We start from the raw sequence: 22,980 nt of genomic DNA, 5'->3' as shown, positions 1-22,980 counted from the left end.
CTAACCCGCGTCGGACGCGGGGTGACTCACGCGCCGCGCGGTGCGGGCATCGGCTGGGGCGGACGCAGTCCTACGTAGTGCCCGCTGGGGCGCATACGCAGCGGGCGTTCCTCGTACTCCTCCAGGGCGTGGGCGATCCAGCCCGCCGTGCGGGCCACGGCGAAGATCGTCTCGCCTGCCTCGGCGGGCATCCCCGACGAGGCGGTCAGGACGGCGAGAGCCAGGTCGACATTGGCGTGCAGGTCCGTGTGGCGGGCCGTGGTGGCCACCACGTCACGGGCCGCGGCCAGGGCGGGACCGGCCTTGGGGATGACCTCCAGGAGGGCGAACAGGGCCTCCGCGCGCGGGTCGTCGCCGGGGTAGAGCCGGTGGCCGAGGCCCGGGACGCGGCGGCCCGCGCGCAGTTCGTCGGCTACTACGGGGGCCGCGCTGCCCCGGTCGAGTACGTCGAGGAGCATGCGGTGCGCGAGGCCGCTGGCCGCGCCGTGCAGGGGGCCTTCCAGGACGCCGAGGCCGGCCGACACCGCTGCGTACGGGTGCGCGCGGGCGGAGGCGGCGACGCGGACGGCGAGTGTCGACGCGGCGAGGTCGTGGTCGACGAGCAGCCCGAGTGCGGTGTCCAGGGCGTGCAGGGAGGCGTCGTGGGGCTTCTGCCCTGACAGCCGTGCCCAGAGCTGGTGTGCCAGGGGGCCCTCGTCCCGGTGGGCGCGGCTGACCGGCGGGAGAGCGGTGACGAGGGTGGGGATGAGGGTGCGCGCGGTGCCGATGACGGCCTCTTCGGAGAGGTCGAAGCGGAGGGGGTCCGCTGCCGCGGCGGCGATGGCGGCCACGCGCAGGCGGTCGGTCGGGCCGCTGTGCTCGGGCAGCGCGTCGATGGCGCGACGGGCGACTTCGGCGGTGTCCTCGGGGGCGGTGAAACGGATTCCGGGGCGCATGACTCCGGTCCACAGCCACTCGGCGACCTCTTCGTAGGAGTGGTCCAGGGCCAGTTCCGTGGCGTCGACACCGCGGTAGTAGTAGCGGTCCTTGTCGATGAGCGTGATGCGGGTGCGGACGGAGAGTTCGCTGCTCGCGGAGGTCGCGGCGGGCTCTCTGCGGTTCTTGCGGGCGAGCGATTCGACCTCCTTGGCGTCGAAGGTGCTGCCCCGGGAGCCGGGGCCGCGGCGGCTGCTGAGCTGGCCGCGGCTCACGTACGCGTACACGGTCTCCGGCTTCACGCCGAGCAGTTCGGCGGCTTCCCGGGTGCTCAGGCGGCGGCCCTCGCGGGTGGTGGTCTCCGCGGTCTGACCCGTCGTCTCGCCGTCCGCGCGGGGCACTTCTCGATCCGTCATGGGCGCCACCGTATTCCGTATCTAGATCTAGTTGGGTCTGACATTGATTCAATCAATATTGACAGAGATTCAGTCAAGCATGGACAGTCGAATCAAGTCCAGGGAGGAAGTCGAGGAAGAACATGCCGATCAATGGCTCCACCACCACCCCCACCGCCCCCGTGGAGGTTCCCCGCGGGCTCGCGGGCGTCGTCGTGACCGAGACCCGGCTCGGCGACGTCAGGGGATACGAGGGCTTCTACCACTACCGCCAGTACTCGGCCGTCGAGCTCGCGCAGACACGCAGCTTCGAGGACGTCTGGCACCTGATGTTCCACGGTGCGCTGCCGGACGCCGGGCAGCGTGCCGCCTTCGCCGCGCAGACCGCGGCGTTGCGTCGGCTGCCGGACGAGGTGCGCGCCGCGCTGCCCGCCATAGCCCGCGCCAGTGCCCTGTCCGGGCCGCTCTCCGGGCTGCGTACGGCGCTGTCGCTCTTCGGTGCGGCGAAGGGCTTCCGCCCGGTGTACGACATCGACGCCGACCGGCGCCGTGCCGATGCCCTCGCCGCGTCCGCCGTGGTGCCGACCCTGCTCACGGCGCTGTACCGGCTGGGCCAGGGACTCGACCCGGTCGAGCCGCGCGACGACCTTTCGTACGCGGCCAACTACCTCTACATGCTGACGGGTTCGGAGCCGGACCCCGATCGTGCGCGGGCCATCGAGCAGTACTTGATCTCAACCATTGATCACGGCTTCAACGCGTCGACGTTCACGGCCAGGGTCATCACCTCGACCGGTGCGGATGTCGCGGCCTGTCTGGTGGGTGCCGTCGGCGCGCTGTCGGGCCCGCTGCACGGCGGGGCCCCGAGCCGCGCTCTCGACACGCTCGATGCCATCGGCACCCCCGACCGCATCGACGGCTGGATCCGCGAACGGGTCCTGGCAGGGGACCGCATCATGGGCTTCGGCCACCCCGTCTACCGCACCGAGGACCCGCGCTCGCGGATGCTGCGGGGCATCGCGCAGCAATTCGGCGGCCGGATGGTGGAGTTCGCGGTAGAGGTCGAGCGCCAGGTCGAGGCGATACTCGCCGAACTTAAGCCGGGTCGTGAGCTGCACACCAACGTGGAGTTCTACGCGGGCGTCGTCATGGAACTGTGCGGGCTGCCACGCGAGATGTTCACGCCTACGTTCGCTGCGGCGCGGGTGGTGGGCTGGGGAGCGAATGTCCTGGAGCAGGCGGAGGACTCGAAGATCATTCGGCCTGCGGCGCGGTATGTGGGGGAGCCGGCGCCGGTTCGCCTGCCGTTGGAGAGCTGACTGCGGCGCCATGAGTGGCCTCAGGCAGCGGGGGTGGGCGGCCGCAGTCGGAGATATGAGAGCTCCCGGGGAGTGGTGCAACCGGCTGACGACGGGCGACGAAAACAGCCGCTGATGGGAGGGGCCTGGCCACTCTGGAGGTGGCCAGGCCGGTTGCGACGGGCGGGCAAGGGACTCCGGGGCGCGCACTCGAGGCGGCATACCGGAGCGAAGGTCATCGGTCAGGCGTCAGGGATGTCGATCTTGGCGCGAATTAGCGTCTCTCGAGTGATGACCACGATCCGTTCGTCATGGGAACGCCCCGCGTCGGTCGGAAGCTTGCTGTCGAGTGCCGCCGTTCTGTCGGCGCCGATGATGGCGAAAGAGCCGTCACTCAGCTCGAAGATGTCGGGACACGTGTTGCCGTCGAGGCTGCCGCGCTGACGAGGGGAAGCGCCGATGCGGCGGGTGATGTCTGGTGTGGTCACGAACGGTACGTTGCCAGCTGCCGGAGGCGCGTTCACGCCAATTTCAACTCGTGGGGCAGACGAGAACCAGCCAACCTGTGCTCTGGTCTTCCCTCTTATCGAGGGTGATGAGCCGAGAGGCGTCACGGGGTGAAAGGCGGGGCGGGGGGAGCGGGCTGTTGGAAGTACGCGGCAGACGGTGTGGGGGGTCCCGACGCTGCGGCGGTGGCGTATGCCGCATCGGCGATACGCACGAAGCTGCAAAGGCGACGATCGGAACCCGACTCGGCAAGTCGTTGCCATGAAGGTCGGCTGTTTGCCCAGTAGGCGCGGCCGACCTCGCCGCGGAAGTAATCCTCCAGCGTGACCCGAATGGTGGGCTCATCGTAGAGGTTCAACTTGAAGTCGCGGCTCCACATGCTCACGATCAGGTTGCTCACGAGAAGTTGCCGCCACCGTTGCTGTGAGACAGGTGTGTTGGGTGGCTCCCAACACACCAAAAATGCGGGGTCGTCCAGGGTGAGCAGGGTGAGCTCACGATGTGCGGAGAGGTGCGACTCCTCGTTCTGCACGCGGGTCTGCCGCGCCTGGTGAGAGATTGAGAGGACCACGCCCACCAAGGCGGCGGCCGAGAAGAGTACGGACAGTGCGCCGTACGTCTGGCTGACGTTGCTGAGGCGGTCCCAGTCCATGCCGCGGGGGGCGAGACGGTCGAGCAGGAAAGGGGTCGTGAATATGACGGCAAGTGCGGCCAGGGTGGCAGTGCTCCACGTCGCCGCGCTGCGATGCCTGCCGCTGTGTGGTGTCACGGTGTAGTCCTCCTTTGGCCCCGACGGATAAGGCCGTCGGGGCATCGCGGGAAGCCGTCCAGCGGACAGGTGTTGCGGCCGCCCGCCGGACGGCTGCTACTGCCTAGAAGTCTGGAATATCTACTTTGGCTCGGATCAACGTTTCACGGCTGATAACGACGATGCGTTCGTAGTCGGCCCGTCCGGCGTCGGGTGGCAGTTCCCGATCCAGGGCCTCGGTCTCATCTGTGCCGATGACAGCGAAGTTGCCGTCGGTCAACTCGAACACGTCAGGGCAGTTCTGCCCGGCGACGCTCCCTCGTTGCCGAGGGGAAGCACCGATGCGGCGCGCGATCTTCAAGTCGGATCCCAGTCCTATGGCTGTGCAGATGGGTAACCGGAAGAATAACGAGCGCGCGGTGGGCTGTTCCGCCGATCCGACTTTCTGCTGGTGTGAGCGCCGATCGCGATGTGGTGGCCCTGAACGGCTTGGTTGGGAACTCACTCCACCAGCGATAGTTTTCCTCTCACTCCGGCGGCTTGCCCACGACCCACCATTCCCCCGTGTCGGCTTCGTCGAGGTCGTGGATCAAGTTATCCACCATCTTGCCGACTTGGGCCTCAATGGAGTCCTCTTCCAGACTTGCCCTGGCCGCACGGGTCACCTCCCAGTACTCCCGGAAGATGGAGTTCTGGAGTGTGCCGCGTAGGTGGCCGAAGAGCTCAACTCGGCTGACGTTGCCGATGCGGTAGGCGAGCAGAGCATTGGTGTAGAGGGCGTTGGCGAAGAGGAACTGGCGGTGTTTCGCGGGCGGGACCGAGCCCTCGTAAGTGTCGAGTACGGCGGCTAGCGTCGGATCCTCCATCGCCTTGCTCAGCAGTTCCCACTGGAGTTGCTGTTGGTTGGCGAGGTCGACGTGCCGCTGCTGTTCGCACTGGTCCGTTTGTTCGCATCGCTCAAGCCGCAGCCGCAGTTTCTTGAGCTGATGATGTTGCGCGATAAGGGCCCCGACGGTGCCGAGGGTCAAGGCCAGCCCCGCCGCGGCAGGACCCGCTCCCCATACACCAAAGCTCTGTGTGGCCATGTCAACCCCCGGATCGGCGACCGTCCGCCGGTCGTCGGATGCGGGTCGACAGGGAGAGGACCGGCGAGCGATGGGCGGCGCGCTTGCCGCCTCCCAGGATGCCGAGCGGCTCTGATCGGCAGGGAGGCGGAGAGGAGGCGCACAGGAGGATGCAGTGGTCGCGTATCCCGGCGCCGTGCAGGATGTGTGCCCCGCCTGCGCCGCTAACAATCGTTCACTTCGCGGCGCTTCTACGCGCTCGTATGCTGGGGCGGTATTCGTTCGTCGTACGAGAGCTGGCCACGCGCCGGTGCACGCGTCAGTGTGAAAGGGGTCGCACGTTGACTCAGCCGTGTGCCGGGCAGATCCCGGTAGTCGTCCTCACCGGCTTCCTGGGTTCAGGCAAGACGACCCTGCTCAACCACCTGCTGCACCGCAGCGGCGGCAGCCGGATCGGTGCGATCGTCAATGACTTCGGGGCCATCGAGATCGATGCCATGTCCGTCGCGGGGCAGCTCGGTGACTCCACCGTCTCGCTCGGCAATGGGTGTTTGTGCTGTGCCGTGGACGCCAGTGAGCTCGATGTGTATCTGGAGAAGCTTGCTCAGCCCGCCGCCCGGATCGATGTCATCGTCATCGAGGCCAGCGGGCTTGCTGAGCCGCAGGAGCTCGTGAAGATGGTGCTCGCCAGCGAGAATCCGCACATCGTCTACGGAGGGCTCGTTGAAGTCGTCGACGCCGCCGAGTTCGATTCCACCCGGCAGCGGCATCCCGAAGTCGACCGGCATCTGGGGATCGCCGATCTTGTGGTCGTCAACAAGATCGACCGGGTAGAGGACGGTGAGCGTGAGCGGATTCTCGGCGTCGTCCGGGGGTTCACCGACCGTGCGGCCGTGGTCCCCGCCTCATACGGGCGCGTCGATGTGGAGCTGCTCCTCGACCGCAAGCCCGTGGGGGAGCGAGTCGGGCAGCTTTCGTTCGATGACCTGCACAGTCATCAGGAGGGCGATGGACAGGATGGGCACGGTGGGCATCACGACCACCTGCACTCCGCCTACGAAAGCCTCTCCTTCCCCTCCGAAGTGCCCATGAGTCCTCGCCCCTTCATGGGCCTCCTCGACAGTCGGCCCGAAGGGCTCTACCGCATCAAGGGGTACGTCGATTTCGGCGCCGCCGATCCGCGCAACAAGTACGCCGTGCACGCCGTGGGGCGGTTTCTGCGCTTCTACCCCGAGCCGTGGGCGCCGGGTGAGCTCCGGTCCACCCAGCTCGTGCTCATCGGGTCGGGCATCGACGTACCGGCTCTGGAGAAGGAGCTTGCGGCGTGCCGTGAGTACGCCCCACAGGCCGGTGCCGATGAGCACAGCATGTGGGGCGTACTTCGGTACGTCCAGGATGTTCGGGATGTACCGGACGTCCAGGAGTCGCAGGGCGGCTGACTACGCCGGGCCCGCCACCACCGCCACCGGCTTCGCCAGGGAGACTCCCGAGCCGTCGCGGCGCGGGTCGATCTCCGGCAGCTCGGCCGGCAGGCCACTGCGCTGGGCCGCGAGCGGCGGGGTCGGGCCCGCCCAGCCGAAGCTCAGGCAGTCCTCGCCCTTCAGGAGACGCTGGACGCGTACGCCACCCGTGGCGCGGCCCTTGCGGGGGTACTGGTCGAAGGGTGTCACCTTGGCCGTCGTCTGGACCGAGTCGTCGAGCGTGCCGCGTGAGCCGGCCACGGTGAAGACGACGGCCTCGACGGCCGGGTCCACCGCCGTGAAGGAGATGACCTTGACGCCGTCCGCGAGCTTGATGCCCGCCATGCCGCCCGCGGGCCGGCCCTGTGGGCGGACCTGTGAAGCCTGATAGCGGAGCAGTTGGGCGTCGTCCGTGATGAAGACGAGGTCTTCCTCGCCCGTGCGCAGCTCGGCCGCGCCGACGATCTTGTCGCCGTCCTTGAGGGTGATGACCTCCAGCTCTTCCTTGTTGGACGGATAGTCCGGGACCACGCGCTTGACCACGCCCTGCTCGGTGCCGAGGGCCAGGCCGGGTGACGACTCGTCCAGGGTCATCAGGCAGATCAGCTTCTCGTCCGCCTCCAGGGAGAGCAGCTCCGAGACCGGCGCGCCTCCGGAGAGGTTGGGTGCCGCATGAGTCTCGGGGAGCTGGGGGAGGTCCACTACGGAGACGCGCAACAGCCGTCCCTCCGACGTCACCGCGCCCACCTCGCCCCGTGCGGTCGCGGGCACGGCCGAGACGATCACGTCGTGCTTGACGCGCTTGGTGTCGCTCTCGGCGAACGGCTCGCCGTTGGCCGTGCGGGCGAGGAGGCCGGTCGAGGAGAGGAGCACACGGCACGGGTCGTCCGCCACCTGCAGCGACACCGTGGGCGCCGGGGTGCCCGCCGACTCCAGGAGTACCGTGCGCCGGTCCGTGCCGAACTTCTTGGCCACGGCGGCCAGTTCGGACGAGACCAGCTTGCGCAGCTCGGCGTCCGACTCGAGGATGCGGGTCAGCTCGTCGATCTCGGCCTTGAGCCTGTCGCGCTCGGACTCCAGCTCGATGCGGTCGAACTTGGTGAGGCGGCGCAGCGGCGTGTCGAGGATGTACTGCGTCTGGATCTCGCTCAGCGAGAAGCGCTCCATCAGGCGCTCCTTGGCCTGTGCGGAGTTGTCGCTGGAGCGGATGAGGCGGATGACCTCGTCGATGTCCAGGAGGGCGACGAGCAGGCCCTCCACCAGGTGCAGCCGGGCCTGCTTCTTGCTGCGGCGGAACTCGCTGCGGCGGCGCACGACATTGAACCGGTGGTCGAGATAGACCTCGAGAAGCTCCTTGAGGCCGAGCGTGAGGGGCTGGCCGTCCACCAGGGCTACGTTGTTGATGCCGAAGGACTCCTCCATCGGCGTCAGTTTGTACAGCTGCTCGAGGACGGCCTCAGGAACGAAGCCGTTCTTGATCTCGATGACCAGGCGCAGGCCGTGTGAGCGGTCCGTGAGGTCCTTGACGTCGGCGATGCCCTGCAGCTTCTTCGAGCCGACCAGGTCCTTGATCTTGGAAATGACCTTCTCAGGGCCTACGGAGAAGGGCAGTTCGGTCACGACCAGGCCCTTGCGGCGGGCGGTCACGGACTCGACGGCCACCGTCGCGCGGATCTTGAAGGTGCCGCGTCCTGATTCGTACGCGTCCTTGACCCCGGTCAGGCCGACGATGCGGCCACCCGTGGGGAGGTCCGGGCCCGGCACGAAACGCATCAGCGTCTCCAGGTCGGCCCCGGGGTGCTTGATCAAGTGGCGGGCGGCGGCGATGACCTCGCCGAGGTTGTGCGGCGGCATGTTCGTCGCCATGCCGACGGCGATGCCCGACGAGCCGTTGACCAGGAGGTTCGGATAGGCCGCGGGGAGGGTGACCGGTTCCCGCTCCTGGCCGTCGTAGTTCGACTCGAAATCGACTGTGTTCTCTTCGATCGACTCCGTCATCAGGGACGTCGCGTCGGCCATCTTGCACTCGGTGTACCGCATGGCGGCCGGCGGGTCGTCGTTCCCGAGCGAGCCGAAGTTGCCGTGCCCGTCCACCAGCGGAAGCCGCATGGAGAAGGGCTGGGCCATGCGCACAAGCGCGTCGTAGATCGACGCGTCGCCGTGCGGGTGCAATTTACCCATGACCTCGCCGACGACGCGGGCGCACTTCACATAGCCGCGGTCGGGGCGCAGGCCCATCTCGTTCATCTGGTACACGATCCTGCGGTGCACCGGCTTCATGCCGTCGCGGGCGTCCGGCAGGGCGCGCGAGTAGATGACCGAATACGCGTACTCGAGGAAGGAGCCCTGCATCTCGTCGACGACGTCGATGTCGAGGATCTTCTCCTCGAACGCTTCGTCGGGCGTCGGGGTCTTCGTGCTGCGGCGGGCCATCGCTGCTGCGGCTCCTTCACGGTGTCTGCCAGGGCATCAACGGGATCTGACGCCGACCATTGTGGACTGTCCCACTGACAACGCCGACCACGACCCGGACTTCGACCTCGACTACGCCGAGCGCGGAGCGGGAACTTCACCGGTTGTCAGCACGCTTGCATACAGTGGCAGGACTGGCAGAATTTCCAGCTTTCGCGATTCGAAGGGACGTACATGCCCATGGGTCACACGGCCACAGCCGAGGCCGGCTCCGGCGGCCTGACAGCGACCGAGCATCGGCTGGCCAACGGCCTGCGCGTGGTGCTTTCCGAGGACCACCTGACCCCGGTCGCCGCGGTCTGCCTCTGGTACGACGTCGGCTCCCGCCACGAGGTCAAGGGCCGTACGGGCCTCGCGCACCTCTTCGAGCACCTCATGTTCCAGGGATCGGAGCAGGTGCACGGCAACGGCCATTTCGAGCTGGTGCAGGGCGCGGGCGGTTCGCTCAACGGCACGACGAGCTTCGAGCGCACCAACTACTTCGAGACGATGCCCACGCACCAGCTGGAGCTGGCCCTGTGGCTGGAAGCCGACCGGATGGGCTCGCTGCTCTCCGCACTCGACGACGAGTCCATGGAGAACCAGCGTGACGTCGTGAAGAACGAGCGCCGCCAGCGCTACGACAACGTCCCGTACGGCACGGCTTTCGAGAAGCTGACCGCCCTCTCGTACCCCGAGGGCCACCCCTACCACCACACCCCGATCGGCTCGATGGCCGACCTGGACGCGGCGACACTCGAAGACGCGCGGCATTTCTTCCGTACGTACTACGCGCCCAACAACGCGGTCCTCTCGGTCGTCGGCGACATCGACCCTGAGCAGACCCTCGCCTGGGTCGAGAGGTACTTCGGGTCCATCCCCTCGCACGACGGCAAGCAGCCGCCCCGCGACGGCTCGCTGCCCGACACGATCGGCAAGGAGCTGCGCGAGGTCGTCGAGGAAGAGGTCCCGGCCCGCGCCCTGATGGCCGCCTACCGCCTCCCCGAGGACGGCACGCGCGCGTGCGACGCCGCCGACCTGGCGCTCACGGTCCTCGGCAGCGGCGAGTCCTCCCGGCTCTACAACCGCCTGGTGCGCCGCGACCGCACCGCCGTGGCGGCCGGATTCGGCCTGCTGCGCCTCGCCGGAGCCCCCTCGCTCGGCTGGCTCGACGTGAAGACGTCCGGCGATGTCGAGGTCCCCGTCATCGAGGCCGCTGTCGACGAGGAGCTCGCCCGCTTCGCGGAAGAAGGTCCCACCGAGGAGGAGATGGAGCGAGCCCAGGCGCAGCTGGAGCGCGAGTGGCTCGACCGGCTCTCCACGGTCTCGGGCCGCGCGGACGAACTGTGCCGGTACGCCGTCCTGTTCGGCGACCCGCAGCTCGCACTCACCGCCGTCGGGCGTGTGCTCGACGTCACCGCGGAAGAGGTCAAGGCGGCCGCAGCGGCCCGTCTGCGCCCGGACAACCGCGCGGTGCTCGTGTACGAGCCCACCACCGCCGCCGAAGCCACCGAAGAAGACGCGGACGAAGAGGAGGCGGCGAAGTGACCGAGGCCGCGACGATGCAGTTCCACCCACAGCCCCAGGCGGGCACCGCACGGCCGTGGGCCTTCCCCGCGCCCGAGCGCGCCACTCTGGACAACGGCCTCACCGTGCTGCGCTGCCACCGCCCCGGCCAGCAGGTCGTCGCCGTGGAGATCCACCTCGAGGCGCCGCTCGAAGCCGAGCCCGCGGGCCTGGACGGCGTCGCCACGATCATGGCGAGGGCCTTCAACGAAGGCACCGACAAGCACTCGGCCGAAGAGTTCGCCGCCGAACTCGACCGCTGCGGCGCCACGTTGGACGCGCACGCCGACCACCCCGGCGTCCGCGTCTCCCTCGAAGTCCCCGTGTCCCGCCTCCCGAAGGCGCTCGGCCTGGTCGCCGACGCCCTGCGCGCGCCCGCCTTCGCGGACAGCGAGGTCGAACGCCTCGTACGCAACCGCCTGGACGAGATCCCGCACGAGGCCGCCAACCCGGCACGCCGCGCCGCCAAGGAGCTCTCCCGGCAGCTCTTCCCCGCGACGTCGCGCATGTCGCGCCCCCGCCAGGGCACCGAGGAGACGGTCACGGCCATCGACTCGGCGGCGGTGCGCACCTTCTATGAGAAGCACGTCCGTCCCGCCACGGCCACGGCCGTCGTCGTGGGCGACCTGACGGGCACCGACCTGGACGCCGTCCTCGCCGACACCATCGGTGCCTGGACGGGCGGCACGGCCGAGCCGCGTCCGGTGCCTCCGGTGACCGCCGACGACGCCGGGCGCGTCGTCATCGTGGACCGCCCCGGCGCCGTCCAGACGCAGCTGCTCATCGGCCGCGTGGGACCGGACAGGCACGACCGCGTCTGGCCCGCGCAGGTGCTCGGCACGTACTGCCTGGGCGGCACCCTCACCTCGCGCCTGGACCGCGTCCTGCGCGAGGAGAAGGGATACACCTACGGCGTACGGGCGTTCGCCCAGGTCCTGCGCTCCACTCCGGAAGGCACGGGCGCCGCCATGCTCGCCATCAGCGGCTCCGTGGACACCGAGTCCACGGGACCGGCCCTCGGGGACCTGTGGCAGGTCCTGCGCACCCTCGCGGCCGACGGGCTCACGGACGCCGAGCGCGACGTCGCCGTGCAGAACCTGGTGGGCGTGGCTCCGCTCAAGTACGAGATGGCGGCGTCCGTCGCGGCCACCCTCGCCGACCAGGTCGAGCAGCACCTGCCGGACGACTTCCAGGCGCAGCTGTACCGGCAGTTGGCCGAGACAGGCACCGTGGAGGCCACCGCCGCCGTGGTGAACGCCTTCCCCGAGGACCGGCTCGTGACGGTGCTCGTCGGAGACGCCGCGCAGATCGAGGAGCCCGTCAAGGCGCTCGGCATCGGTGAAGTGAGTGTTGTCACGGGCTAGCCGAGACAGACGGCGCAGCTGAGACACACAGGACCCCGGTGGCCGGAAAGGCCACCGGGGTCCTCATATGTCCGAATTAGTACGGAGGTTGTGTGTCTGCCCTGTGGCGTGCGCTACAAAAGTCCTGATCCGTTTGTCGATTGAAAGATGTCCCGCTTAGCGTCGGTCCGGCTGTCCGCCATGCAGTACGCCGCATCCGTGGCACCGGACAGTCATCGCCGAGTCCCCGTACGGCGCGAGCCAGGGGAGCCGGGGACCCACATGTCCCCTGGGGTGAATCGGGCACCTTGCCGCGAGGTGAGGGACCCGTAGGAGACCTTCCTGCTCCGAACCCGTCAGCTAACCCGGTAGGCGAGAAGGAAGGAAAGGATCAGCCGCTTCATGGCGTTCACCCGTGCCACCGGGAAGCACCGTCGCCCGAGCCGCATCACGCGCACGACCGCGAACGTAGCGGGCGTCGCCGCGCTCGCCACCACCGGTGTCATCGGAGGCCTGGCCGCTCCGGCGCTCGCCGCCGACGATGCCGCGGCCCTCGAGCACACCGGCCTCACCCAGGCCATCTCCGTCGGCGACTCGCTCGCCGCGAGCATCGACGCGCAGGCCGCCGCCCAGCAGCAGGCCGCCGACGACGCCGCGGCCGCCAAGAAGGCCGAAGAGGCCGCCAAGAAGAAGGCTGAAGAGGCCAAGCGCAAGGCCGAGGCCGAGGCGAAGGCCAAGGCCAAGAAGGAGCGGGAGGCCAAGGAGCGCGCCGCCCGCGAGGCCGAGCGCAAGCGCCTGAACAGCTACGTCTCCCCGATCGCCGGCTCGTACGTCTCCACGGGCTACCAGACCGGCGGCGCCATGTGGTCCTCCGGCAGCCACACCGGCATCGACTTCCACGCCGCGTCCGGCACGTCGGTCCACGCGGTCGGCTCCGGCACCGTGGTCGAGGCCGGCTGGGGCGGCGCCTACGGCAACAACGTGGTCATCAAGATGAACGACGGCACGTACACCCAGTACGGCCACATGTCGTCCCTCGGTGTCACCGTCGGCCAGGCGGTCACCCCGGGCCAGCAGATAGGCCTCTCGGGCGCCACCGGCAACGCCAGCGGCCCGCACCTCCACTTCGAGGCCCGCACGGGACCGGACTACGGCTCGGACATCGACCCCATCGCGTACCTGCGGTCGCACGGCATCAACGTCTGATACATCTGATACGTCTGATTCCGCCCGCCTGTCACGCCCACCTGTTTCATCGAAAGCCCCGGCTCATCACGAGCCGGGGCTTTCGCTGTTCCTGCGCCGTTCCCGCAGCACCTTTGGCCAAAAAATATCCATGAATTTCCGCCCGCCTTCGGAAATTCAGCCGCTCTGCAATAGAGTCACTGAAACGGCGTCGATCGACCGCGTTTCGCGGGGATTAAGGCGGAGGTCAGGCCATGCGCATTCCCGCGCACTCGGTATGCACGGCCATCCGGGACGACATCGTCTCCGGTGTCTACGAACGGGGTGGCCGGCTCACCGAGGAGCTGCTCGCGCGTCGCTACGGAGTCTCGCGCGTCCCGGTCCGCGAGGCGCTGCGCACCCTGGAGGCCGAGGGCTTCGTCGTCACGCGCAGGCACGCGGGCGCGTGCGTCGCGGAGCCGACCGAGCAGGAGGCCGCCGACCTCCTGGACATCCGTATGCTCCTGGAGCCGCTGGGCGCCGCCCGCGCCGCGCAGCGCCGCACGGAGGCGCACCTGAAGGTCCTGCGCGGCCTCGTCAGGCTCGGCCAGGAGCGCTCCAGGCGCGGCCGGAGCGAGGATCTGCGCTCGCTGGGCGGCTGGTTCCACGAGACGCTCGCCCAGTCGTCGGGCAGCCCCGGCCTGACCGCGCTGCTCATCCAGCTCCGGCACAAGATCGCCTGGATGTACGTCGTCGAGACCCCGGCGGCCCCGGCGGAGTCCTGGGCGGAGCACGCCGCGATAGTCGACGCGGTCGCTCGCGGGGACGCGGAACGGGCCAGGTCGCTCACCGTGGCCCACACGGAACGGGCGGCGACCGCGCACCGGCTGCGCATTCCCCTGCGGGATGACCGTGACCGTGTGAGGGATTCGCAACATGCCGTAAACACGGTGGGCCTCCGGCATTAACAGAGGCGCCGTATACAAAGAAGTGTTATTCGGCGGGGGATTATTTCTGCTGCCCGAATTCAGTTCAATAGGCGGGCGCAGAAGCACGGGCAAAGAAACACGGGCGCAGAAACGCCGAAGGGCCCACCCCTTTTGAGGGTGGGCCCTTCGGCGTACGAGTACCAGCCTTTACTAGACGGTCTCGGGGAGTTCCTCGAGGCCGTCAGCGACCAGCTTCGCCAGACGGTCGAGAGCGGCGTCCGCGCCCTCGGCGTCGGAGGCCAGCAGGATTTCCTCGCCGCCCTGCGCGCCCAGACCGAGCACCGCGAGCATGGAGGCGGCGTTCACGGGGTTGCCGTCAGCCTTGGCGATCGTCACGGGGACGCCGGCGGCCGTGGCCGCGCGGACGAAGATGGAGGCGGGTCGGGCGTGAAGGCCCTCGGCCCAGCCGACGTTGACGCGGCGCTCAGCCATGTGTTGCTGCCCTTCCAGGTGTCTCACACTTGTCTAGACCAGTGTCTCATGCCGTCACGGGTGCTCCGCCGACGTCCCCTAGCCTGCACCGGCCAAGGCGCCCCCGCTACCCGTACCCTGGCCCCATGCAGACCCCGTCGGACCGGCACGCATACCCCTCCCACTGGGAAGCCGATGTCGTCCTGCGTGACGGAGGCACCGCCCGGATCAGGCCCATCACGGCCGAGGACGCGGACCGTCTGGTCAGCTTCTACGAACAGGTGTCGGACGAGTCGAAGTACTACCGCTTCTTCGCCCCCTACCCGCGTCTGTCCGCCAAGGACGTCCACCGTTTCACCCATCACGACCAGGTGGACCGGGTGGGCCTCGCGGCCACGGTCGGCGGCGAGTTCATCGCGACCGTGCGCTTCGACCGCATCGACTCCCGTGGGATGTCCGCGAGCGCGCCCGCCGACGAGGCCGAGGTCGCCTTCCTCGTGCAGGACGCCCACCAGGGCCGGGGCGTCGCGTCCACCCTCCTGGAGCACATCGCCGCCGTCGCCAGGGAGCGCGGCATCCGCCGCTTCGCCGCCGAGGTCCTGCCCGCCAACACCAAGATGATCAAGGTGTTCACGGACGCGGGCTATCAGCAGAAGCGCAGCTTCGAGGACGGCGTCGTACGCCTCGAATTCGATCTGGAGCCGACCGACCGCTCGCTCGCCGTGCAGCGCGCCCGTGAGCAGCGCGCCGAGTCGCGGTCCGTGCAGCGGCTGCTCACGCCCGCGTCGGTGGCCGTGATCGGCGTCGGTCGTACGCCGGGTGGGGTGGGTAGGAGCGTGCTGCGCAATCTGCGTGAGGCGGGCTTCGCGGGGCGTCTGTACGCGGTGAACAGCGCGTTCGGCGAGGGTGCAGAGGGTGCCGAGGTCGACGGGGTGCCCGCGTACCGCTCCGTGCGGGACATCGAGGAGTCCGTGGAGCTCGCTGTCGTCACCGTGCCCGCCGAACGGGTGCCGCAGGCCGTGGCGGAGTGTGGTGAGCGCGGGGTGCCCGGTCTGGTCGTGATCTCCGCCGGGTACGCGGAGAGCGGTCCCGAAGGGCGTGAGCGGCAGCGCGAACTGGTCCGCCAGGCGCGGTCGTACGGCACGCGCATCCTCGGACCGAACGCCTTCGGAGTCATCAATACGTCGCCGGACGTGCGCCTCAACGCGTCGCTGGCCCCGCATCCTCCCGAGCGCGGCAGGATCGGCCTGTTCACCCAGTCCGGCGCGATCGGCATCGCACTGCTGTCCGGTCTGCACCGGCGCGGGGCCGGTCTCTCGACCTTCGTGAGCGCGGGCAACCGGGCGGATGTGTCCGGCAACGACGTACTCCAGTACTGGTACGAGGACCCTGATACTGATGTCGCACTGATGTACCTGGAATCCATCGGCAACCCACGCAAGTTCACGCGGCTCGCCCGGCGTGCGGCGTCGGCGAAGCCGCTGGTGGTGGTGCAGGGCGCGCGGCACAGCGGGATCGCGCCTACGGGGCACGCGGTGCAGGCGACGCGGCTTCCTCATGCGACGGTGTCGGCGCTGCTTCGCCAGGCGGGGGTCATCCGGGTCGACACCGTCACCGAGATGGTGGACGCGGGGCTGCTGCTTGCCGGGCAGCCGCTGCCGGGTGGGCCTCGGGTCGCCATTCTCGGCAATTCGGAGTCGCTCGGGCTTCTTACGTACGATGCGTGCGTCGCCGACGGGCTTCGGCCGGCGCCTCCGCGGGATCTCACCACGGGGGCTACCCCGGACGACTTCCGGGCAGCGCTGGTTGACGCGTTGTCGGACGACACCTGTGACTCGGTGATCGTCACTGCCATCCCCTGGGTCGGCGAGGACGGGGCCACGGCGTCGCCCGAGGGGGAGGAGCTTGCCGCTGCGCTGCGGGCGGCGGCTGCGGGGTGCCCCGCGAAGCCGGTCGCCGTGGTCCACGTAGAACTTGGCGGGCTCGCCGAAGCGTTGGCTGCCGCTACCAGGACCAGGCCCAACGCCTCTGCACCAGCACCCGGCAGTGAGCGCTGTGCCCACCCTTCCCCAAGCTCTCCACTGCGTTCGAGCAGGGGAGACCTCAATCGCCCTGCGGAACGCCTGCCCACAGCGGCGGCTGCCCCGGACTCCCAAGACCGCCCCAGCCCAGCGCAGCCGCACCGTATCCCCGCCTACCCCGCCGCCGAACGCGCCGTCCGTGCCCTCTCCGAAGCCGTGAAGTATGCCCAGTGGCGGCGCGAGGCCAAGGAGCCCGGCAGGGTCCATGAGTACGACGACATCGACGAGGGCGGTGCCGCCCTGCGGATCGATGAGCTGCTCGTCGAGCAGGACGACCCGCGTGGCGCCACCCTCGCTCAGGACGACGCCCGCGAACTGCTCGGGCGGTACGGCATCGACGTACGGGATGCCCTGCCCGCGCCCGACCCGGACGCGGCCGTGGCGGCAGCTCGCGCGCTCGGCTACCCCGTGGCACTCAAGACCACGGCCCCGCACCTGCGGCACCGCGCAGACCTGGGCGGTGTGCGGCTCGACCTCGCGGACGAGGAGCAACTGCGCAGGGCCTACGCCGAATTGACCGAAGCCTTCGGAAAGCCCGTCGAGCTGCGGCCCGTGGTGCAGGCCATGGCGCCCCGAGGCGTCGACACCGTCGTCCGCGCGGTCATCGACCCGGCGGCCGGAGCAGTGCTCTCGTTCGGGCTCGCCGGCGCCGCGTCCGAGCTGCTCGGCGACACCGGTCACCGGCTGATCCCGGTGACCGACCGGGACGCGGGATCCCTGGTCAGGTCCATCCGGACCGCCCCGCTCCTCTTCGGCTGGCGCGGCTCGGCGCCCGTGGACACCCCGGCCCTCGAAGAGCTGCTCCAGCGGGTATCGCGGCTCGTGGACGATCACCCCGAAGTGGTCGCCGTGTCCCTGGAGCCCGTCGTCGTCGGCAAGGACGGCCTCTCCGTGCTCGGTGCCTCCGTGCGGCTCGCGCCCCCGCCCGCCCGCAGTGACCTCGGCCCACGCGCCCTGCCCGGGTACTGAGGCGGCCACTGGGGCGCCGTGCGCCCTCCGCCGGGTCGTAGGATGGACGGCATGGCAAAGACCGGTACGACGACCCAGGGGCTGCGCGCGGCGATCGAGCGCAGCGGCTACTACCCGGCCCTCGTGGCCGAGGCGGTGGAGGCCGCGATCGGCGGCGATCCCATCGGGTCGTTCCTGGTCCACCAGGAGACCACGTTCGACGCGAACGAAGTGCGCAGGCACGTGACGGTCCTCGTCCTGACGGGCACCCGCTTCATCGTCAGCCACACGGACGAGCAGTCGGCGGACAGCACCTCGCCGACGCCGTACGCGACGACCTCCACGGAGTCCGTGAAAATCGGCCGGATCTCGTCCGTCGTCGTCAGCCGTGTGGTCGCCAATCCCGAGAAGTACGTTCCGGGCTCGATGCCCCGCGAGGTCGTCCTGACCATCGGCTGGGGCGCTGTGTCGCGCATCGACCTGGAGCCCGCCGCCTGCGGCGACCCCAACTGCGAGGCGGACCACGGGTACACCGGCAGCTCCACCGCCGACGACCTCAGCCTGCGTGTCAGCGAGGCGGGTGACGGCCCGGACACCGTGCGCCAGACCCTGGCCTTCGCCCAGGCCCTGTCCGAGGCCACCGCGGAGACCGCCCGCTGATGTCCCTGCCCGCCTGGGACGACGTACAGCCGCTCTCCCTCGACTCCGCACCCCTGCCCGAGTACGGCGTGGGCTCGCTCGCCGACCTGCTGCCCACCCTCGTCTCCCACCAGGGCGTCGACGGCTTCACCCCCGTCATCCCGGAACTCGCACCGGCCGACCGGAACTGCGTCTTCCTGATCGACGGACTCGGCTGGGAGCAGCTCCGCGCCCACCCGGACGAGGCCCCCTTCCTGACCTCGCTCATCAGCTCGTCGCGCGGCGGTACGGGGCGTCCGATCACCGCCGGGTTCCCCGCCACCACCGCGACCTCCCTGGCCTCGGTCGGCACGGGCCTGCCGCCCGCGTCGCACGGCCTGCCCGGCTACACCGTCCGGAACCCCGCGACCGGCGAGCTGATGAACCAGCTCCGCTGGAATCCCTGGACGGACCCGCGCAAGTGGCAGCCGTACCCCACCGTCTTCCAGCAGGCCCACGCGGCGGGCGTGCACACCGCCCAGGTGTCGTCCCCGACCTTCGAGAGCACCCCGCTCACCAAGATCGCGCTGAGCGGCGGCAGCTTCCGGGGCAAGCTCTCCGGCGAGGACCGCATGGACCTCGCCGCCGAGCAACTGGGCGCGGGTGACCGGTCGCTGGTCTACACGTACTACGCGGAAGTGGACGGCAAGGGCCACCGCTTCGGTGTCGACTCCGACGCCTGGCGCGGCCAGCTCATGTACGTCGACCGGCTCGTCCAGCGCCTCGCCGAGCAACTCCCGCCGCGCAGCGCCCTGTACGTCACCGCCGACCACGGAATGCTCGACATTCCCTTCGACGAGCGGTCCCGCATCGACTTCGACGAGGACTGGGAGCTGCGCGCGGGCGTCGCGCTCCTCGGCGGCGAGGGCCGTGCGCGTCATGTGTACGCGGTGCCGGGCGCGGAGAACGACGTACTGACCGTCTGGCGCGAGGTGCTCGGCGAGCAGTTCTGGGTGGCGAGCAGGGACGAGGCGCTCGCGGCGGGCTGGTTCGGCCCGCCCGGCGCCTGCGACGAGCGGGTGTACGGGCGCATCGGCGATGTCGTCGCGGCGGCCCACGACGACGTGGCGATCATCGCCACCGAGAAGGAGCCGAAGGAGTCGGCCCTGGTCGGCATGCACGGCTCGATGACCGCCGTCGAGCAGCTCGTGCCGCTCCTCGAAGTACGCTCCTGACCGACCCCTTCACCCCGTACGCCTCGAAAGGCCTCAACTCTCCATGCCCGAGCTGGTGTTCTTCTCCGGAACGATGGACTGCGGAAAGAGCACTCTGGCTCTCCAGATCGGTCACAACCGGTCGGCGAGGGGCTTGCAGGGTGTGATCTTCACGCGGGACGACCGGGCGGGGGAGGGGAAGCTGTCCTCGCGCCTTGGTCTGGTGACGGAGGCGGTCGAGGCGGCGCCGGGTATGGATGTATATGGCTATCTGGTGGACCAGATGTCGCAGGGCCGCCGGGTGGACTACGTCATTGTGGATGAGGCCCAGTTCCTCGCACCCGAACAGATCGACCAATTGGCCCGGGTTGTGGACGACTTGGAGCTGGACGTCTTCGCGTTCGGCATCACCACGGACTTCCGCACCAAGCTGTTCCCGGGCTCGCAGCGTCTGATCGAGCTGGCTGACAGGGTCGAGACGTTGCAGGTCGAGGCGATGTGCTGGTGCGGGGCGCGGGCCACCCACAACGCTCGTACGGTGGACGGGGAGATGGTGGTCGAGGGCGAGCAGGTTGTCGTGGGGGATGTGGACCGGCTGGCCGGGGAGGTCGGGTACGAGGTGTTGTGCCGGCGTCATCACCGCAGGCGGATGACGAGTGCCGCGACGCGGGCGGCGACGCTGTCGCCTGATGTACTGCCGGTCACCTCCACCTGATCCCTGTCGGCTGTCCCGCTCATAGCCGGACGATGACGAGGGCGGTGTCGTCGGTGGCGCCTCCGGCGGGCAGGAGTTCGAGCAGGAGGGCGTCGGCGAGGTCCTCGGGTCCGGCCGCGCGGTGGTGGACAAGGGCGCCGGCGAGGCGTGCGAGGCCGATGTCGATGTCTTCGCGGCGGCGTTCGATCAGGCCGTCGGTGTAGAGGACGAGGGTGTCGCCTTCGGTGAACATGGTGGTGGCCTGGGGGCGGGCGACGTGGTCGGGGCGGGCGCCGAGCGGCGGGTCGGTGGCCTGGGCGAGGAAGGCGATGGTGCCGTCGGCGCGGAGCAGGGCGGGTGGGGGGTGGCCGGCGCTGCTGTAGGTGAGGGTGTGGGCGTCCCAGTCGATGCAGGCGCTGACGGCGGTGGTGTTCTCGGCGCCGTCGACGGAGCGGGCGTACAGGCCGAGGACTTCGAGTGCTTGGGCGGGGCCCTCGGCGACGCGGGAGGCGGCGGACAGGGCGCTGCGGAGCAGGCCCATGACGCAGGCGGCGTGCAGACCGTGGCCGACGACGTCGCCGACGGCGACGACGATGCGGTCGCCGGGCAGGTCGACGAGGTCGTACCAGTCGCCGCAGACGTTGAGGGACCCGATCGCGGGCCGGTAGCGCACGGCGGCGCGGTGGTGGCCTACCGGCCCGGGGGCGGGGAGCATCGCTTCCTGGAGGGCCAGGGCGACCTCGCGTTCGCGGGCGTGGGCCTCGCGCAGGCGTTCGTTGACTTCCTGCAGTTCCCGGGCACGGGTGTAGAGCTCGGCTTCCAGGACGCGGGTGTGGCCGCCCTCGGGGCCGCCGCGGGCCTTGATCAGCTCGGTGACCTCCTCGACGCGGTGGACCAGCAGCACGACCTGGCCGTCCGGGCCGAGGACGGGGGCGTTGACCGGGCTCCAGTACCGCTCCTCCCACTCGCCGGGCCGCTGGGCGGATTCCACGTCGTAGCGTTGCAGGGCCATGGTGTCCCGCTCACCTGTGGCCAGGACCCGTCTGAGGGACGCCTCCAGGTTCCTGGCGCCGGTCGCGGCGGGATCGCCGGGGTTGTCCGGGAACACGTCGAACAGGTGCCGGCCCACCAGCTCCTCCCGGGTGCGTCCGGACAGGCGCTGGAAGTATTCGTTGGCGTCCGCGTACCGCAGGTCCGGGGTCAGCAAGGCCACCATGCCCGGCAGCGCCCGGAACGCCGCCGCGTAGTCGATACCTGCCTCCGCCATCACTGCCTGCCCGAATAGCGATGCTTTCCGTCGGTTTCTACGATAGGTCCAGGCGTGGCCAGGAGCAGTCCGGATCTGGACTGGCCGCCGTGAGAAGGCAGTCGTGAGGATGGAGGCATGGACTGGGGAGAGCCTGACCCGCGGAACATCGATGGCACCGCGGGGCTTGTGGAGGCGATGCGGAGGTTGAAGCGGGAGTCCGGTCTGACTCTGCGTGAGCTGGAGGAACGCGCCCGATCGCGGGGAGAGTTCTTGGCTCGGAGCACCATCAGTGACGTGCTACGGGGGTGGCGCCTGCCGAGTGGCGAAGCGCTGGCGGCGTTCGTCCGTTCCTGCGGGAAGGAGGAGCGCGATGTCCTTGCATGGTTGGAGGCCCGGCAGCGGATCCTGGACGGCACGGCACGCACGGGGCCCAGGCCGGACGGCCCCGACGAGCCGGTGGAGGAGGCGGCCGAAGCAGCGGGATCCACTGAGGTGTTGGCGCATACGGCCGGGACACGGTGGTTCCGAGGTGGCCGGTTCATGGCTCTGGCAGGGGTGATGGCAGCAGTGACCGGGGGCCTGTGGATGGCGCTGTACGGCTCTGCGGGGGATCCGTCCGTGCCCTCGCAGGGTGCTGCATCGGCCAGCCGCGCCGGCATCCCGGTCGGTACGGCGGCGCAGGCCGGTGCCATGGCGGGGTGGGTGGAGATCCGCCCGGCTCGAACGCCCCAGCTGTGTCTGACCGAGGGACGCGATCGGACGGGCCAGTACGTCCACGCGGTCGCCGCCCAGCGGCCCTGCGGCGAGGCGCGCCCCCCGCACACGTACCTCAAAGCGGCCCCGGGTACCGGCAGCAGGGCGTATCTGATCGAGTGGCACCACCCGAGGCACGGGCGGGGATGTCTGTCGGTACGCGGCGAGGACGTCGGCAAGGGGCTCCTCGAGCCCTGGCAGGACTGCGCCGCCTCACCGGATCTCCAGCAGTTCCGGATCGAACGGGCCGGTCGCGGTAAGGACGGGCCTTACCGGCTGCGGCTGGAAGGCACGGCACGTTGCGTGGGCATTCGTGCAGCCGACACATCCGCCGGAGCCGAAGCGGTGGTGCAGTCATGCGGGACAGGGGAGGAGGATCAGAAGTTCCTGATCATTCCGGCTGCTTGAAGCGGACGTCGGTGGCGCCGTTCCCTGTCCGGACCCGTCCGTGAACAGGAGTTCACGGACGGGTCCTTGGGGTTCCTAGTGATAGGCCCAGAGATAGTAGTAGCCATCGGTGTGCGGGCCGCGGCACTGAGTCGGCCATCCAGTGGTGTAGGTCAGGTTGACCGCATCGCTGTGGCACTGAATCGCGTACCAGTACCTACTGCCGGTGTACCGCCACTTTGCGGCGGCAGCCACGTCGCCATTGGTGCTCACTTGCACGGCTGCACGAGGCGCGATGTCATGCGCGGACGGTGCTGCCTGCGCCGGGACGATCAGGGCGCCGAAGGCTATGGCCGCGCCCAACCCGGCAGCAGCCAGTTTGTTGCGTATACGCATATTGCTCCTTCTCTTTCGGCTCGCACACGCCAGGCGGGTGGTCCGCCTTCGTATCGTGTGCAGCGCGGTTTCCTGATGGGCTCCTGGAAACCGCAGGAGGGCACGAAATGCAGAGTCGGTGCGGGAAATCTGCGGGGCAATACGACTTTGCTGTCCCGGACTGACCGGACAGTGTCCGTGCTGGTCAGCGCTGTTTCCGAAGGGTGTCCGGGACGGACGGTGTTCGTGGTCCGAGGTACGAGATTGGTCGGTTCCCGCTGGCGGCGGACCGTGGTCGAGGACCCGTTTTCACGGTGAGCCGCACGGAGACCGGAATCCGCGCTGGATCG

General features: G+C 69.4%; 20 protein-coding genes and 1 riboswitch. Of the genes, 11 read left to right on the top strand and 9 right to left on the bottom strand.

What is annotated here, in order from left to right; genetic code table 11:
- Positions 1 to 26: 26 nt before the first annotated feature.
- A complete protein-coding gene (locus ACGFSB_RS27670) occupies positions 27 to 1,331 on the bottom strand; it encodes a citrate synthase family protein (protein WP_393404648.1) in 1,305 nt (434 codons plus the stop codon).
- Between the two features lie 122 nt (positions 1,332 to 1,453).
- Between ACGFSB_RS27670 and ACGFSB_RS27665 the strand changes: the two genes are divergently transcribed.
- Positions 1,454 to 2,629, top strand: coding sequence for a citrate synthase/methylcitrate synthase (locus tag ACGFSB_RS27665; protein ID WP_393404644.1), 1,176 nt, complete (start codon positions 1,454 to 1,456; stop codon positions 2,627 to 2,629).
- A gap of 221 nt (positions 2,630 to 2,850) precedes the next feature.
- Here ACGFSB_RS27665 and ACGFSB_RS27660 read toward each other — a convergent pair whose 3' ends face one another.
- From ACGFSB_RS27660 to ACGFSB_RS27645, 4 genes are all read right to left on the bottom strand, one after another.
- On the bottom strand, positions 2,851 to 3,096 hold the full coding sequence (locus ACGFSB_RS27660) for a hypothetical protein (RefSeq protein ID WP_393404641.1): 246 nt from the start codon (positions 3,094 to 3,096) through the stop codon (positions 2,851 to 2,853).
- A gap of 122 nt (positions 3,097 to 3,218) precedes the next feature.
- Entirely contained in the window at positions 3,219 to 3,884 is a 666-nt protein-coding gene (locus ACGFSB_RS27655; RefSeq protein WP_393404638.1) for a DUF6082 family protein, read from the bottom strand.
- A 103-nt stretch (positions 3,885 to 3,987) separates the two neighbouring features.
- The gene (locus ACGFSB_RS27650) at positions 3,988 to 4,224 is read right to left on the bottom strand and encodes a hypothetical protein (protein WP_393404635.1); all 237 of its coding nucleotides are present in this window, start codon (positions 4,222 to 4,224) and stop codon (positions 3,988 to 3,990) included.
- A gap of 166 nt (positions 4,225 to 4,390) precedes the next feature.
- Entirely contained in the window at positions 4,391 to 4,948 is a 558-nt protein-coding gene (locus ACGFSB_RS27645) for a DUF6082 family protein (protein ID WP_393404632.1), read from the bottom strand.
- A gap of 320 nt (positions 4,949 to 5,268) precedes the next feature.
- On the opposite strand from ACGFSB_RS27645, the gene ACGFSB_RS27640 reads away from it, so the two are divergent.
- Complete coding sequence (locus ACGFSB_RS27640; RefSeq protein ID WP_393404629.1) at positions 5,269 to 6,366, top strand: CobW family GTP-binding protein; 1,098 nt, start codon at positions 5,269 to 5,271, stop codon at positions 6,364 to 6,366.
- Here ACGFSB_RS27640 and ACGFSB_RS27635 read toward each other — a convergent pair whose 3' ends face one another.
- A complete protein-coding gene (locus ACGFSB_RS27635; protein WP_393404626.1) occupies positions 6,367 to 8,820 on the bottom strand; it encodes a DNA topoisomerase (ATP-hydrolyzing) subunit A in 2,454 nt (817 codons plus the stop codon).
- 213 nt (positions 8,821 to 9,033) lie between these two features.
- Between ACGFSB_RS27635 and ACGFSB_RS27630 the strand changes: the two genes are divergently transcribed.
- The 4 genes from ACGFSB_RS27630 (at position 9,034) to ACGFSB_RS27615 (ending at position 13,879) form a co-directional block, all read left to right on the top strand.
- The gene (locus ACGFSB_RS27630) at positions 9,034 to 10,386 is read left to right on the top strand and encodes a M16 family metallopeptidase (protein WP_393404623.1); all 1,353 of its coding nucleotides are present in this window, start codon (positions 9,034 to 9,036) and stop codon (positions 10,384 to 10,386) included.
- Positions 10,383 to 11,768, top strand: a complete 1,386-nt coding sequence (locus ACGFSB_RS27625; protein WP_393404620.1) for a M16 family metallopeptidase — start codon at positions 10,383 to 10,385, stop codon at positions 11,766 to 11,768. The genes ACGFSB_RS27630 and ACGFSB_RS27625 overlap by 4 nt, the downstream gene beginning before the upstream one ends.
- Positions 11,769 to 11,974: 206 nt before the next feature.
- A riboswitch (cyclic di-AMP (ydaO/yuaA leader) is annotated at positions 11,975 to 12,137 on the top strand.
- Between the two features lie 12 nt (positions 12,138 to 12,149).
- Complete coding sequence (locus ACGFSB_RS27620) at positions 12,150 to 12,953, top strand: M23 family metallopeptidase (protein WP_393404617.1); 804 nt, start codon at positions 12,150 to 12,152, stop codon at positions 12,951 to 12,953.
- Positions 12,954 to 13,186: 233 nt separating this feature from the next.
- Positions 13,187 to 13,879 carry a GntR family transcriptional regulator gene (locus ACGFSB_RS27615; RefSeq protein WP_393404614.1) on the top strand — a complete coding sequence of 231 codons (693 nt, stop codon included), beginning with the start codon at positions 13,187 to 13,189 and terminating at the stop codon, positions 13,877 to 13,879.
- Positions 13,880 to 14,050: 171 nt separating this feature from the next.
- Here ACGFSB_RS27615 and ACGFSB_RS27610 read toward each other — a convergent pair whose 3' ends face one another.
- Entirely contained in the window at positions 14,051 to 14,332 is a 282-nt protein-coding gene (locus tag ACGFSB_RS27610; RefSeq protein ID WP_393404611.1) for an HPr family phosphocarrier protein, read from the bottom strand.
- 125 nt (positions 14,333 to 14,457) lie between these two features.
- Here ACGFSB_RS27610 and ACGFSB_RS27605 point away from each other — a divergent pair, with 125 nt between their 5' ends.
- Genes ACGFSB_RS27605 through ACGFSB_RS27590 form a run of 4 tightly spaced genes read left to right on the top strand, consistent with a single transcriptional unit; the run spans position 14,458 to position 19,887 of the window.
- Positions 14,458 to 17,361, top strand: coding sequence for a GNAT family N-acetyltransferase (locus ACGFSB_RS27605; RefSeq protein WP_393404608.1), 2,904 nt, complete (start codon positions 14,458 to 14,460; stop codon positions 17,359 to 17,361).
- 51 nt (positions 17,362 to 17,412) lie between these two features.
- On the top strand, positions 17,413 to 18,000 hold the full coding sequence (locus ACGFSB_RS27600) for a DUF5998 family protein (protein WP_393404605.1): 588 nt from the start codon (positions 17,413 to 17,415) through the stop codon (positions 17,998 to 18,000).
- On the top strand, positions 18,000 to 19,193 hold the full coding sequence (locus tag ACGFSB_RS27595; RefSeq protein ID WP_393404602.1) for an alkaline phosphatase family protein: 1,194 nt from the start codon (positions 18,000 to 18,002) through the stop codon (positions 19,191 to 19,193). The genes ACGFSB_RS27600 and ACGFSB_RS27595 overlap by 1 nt, the downstream gene beginning before the upstream one ends.
- A gap of 43 nt (positions 19,194 to 19,236) precedes the next feature.
- Positions 19,237 to 19,887: a thymidine kinase gene (locus tag ACGFSB_RS27590; RefSeq protein WP_393404599.1), complete on the top strand. Its 651-nt coding sequence runs from the start codon at positions 19,237 to 19,239 to the stop codon at positions 19,885 to 19,887.
- Between the two features lie 19 nt (positions 19,888 to 19,906).
- Here ACGFSB_RS27590 and ACGFSB_RS27585 read toward each other — a convergent pair whose 3' ends face one another.
- Entirely contained in the window at positions 19,907 to 21,133 is a 1,227-nt protein-coding gene (locus ACGFSB_RS27585) for a PP2C family protein-serine/threonine phosphatase (protein ID WP_393404596.1), read from the bottom strand.
- A 252-nt stretch (positions 21,134 to 21,385) separates the two neighbouring features.
- Between ACGFSB_RS27585 and ACGFSB_RS27580 the strand changes: the two genes are divergently transcribed.
- A complete protein-coding gene (locus ACGFSB_RS27580; RefSeq protein ID WP_393404593.1) occupies positions 21,386 to 22,276 on the top strand; it encodes an RICIN domain-containing protein in 891 nt (296 codons plus the stop codon).
- A gap of 75 nt (positions 22,277 to 22,351) precedes the next feature.
- Here ACGFSB_RS27580 and ACGFSB_RS27575 read toward each other — a convergent pair whose 3' ends face one another.
- On the bottom strand, positions 22,352 to 22,651 hold the full coding sequence (locus ACGFSB_RS27575) for a hypothetical protein (protein WP_393404590.1): 300 nt from the start codon (positions 22,649 to 22,651) through the stop codon (positions 22,352 to 22,354).
- Between the last annotated feature and the right edge of the window lie 329 nt (positions 22,652 to 22,980).

It is taken from the genome of Streptomyces sp. NPDC048441, from assembly GCF_043200235.1.
In the GTDB taxonomy this organism is placed as follows: domain Bacteria; phylum Actinomycetota; class Actinomycetes; order Streptomycetales; family Streptomycetaceae; genus Streptomyces.
Note: the sequence above shows the minus strand (reverse complement) of the source record. Positions and strands in the feature narration are given on the sequence as shown.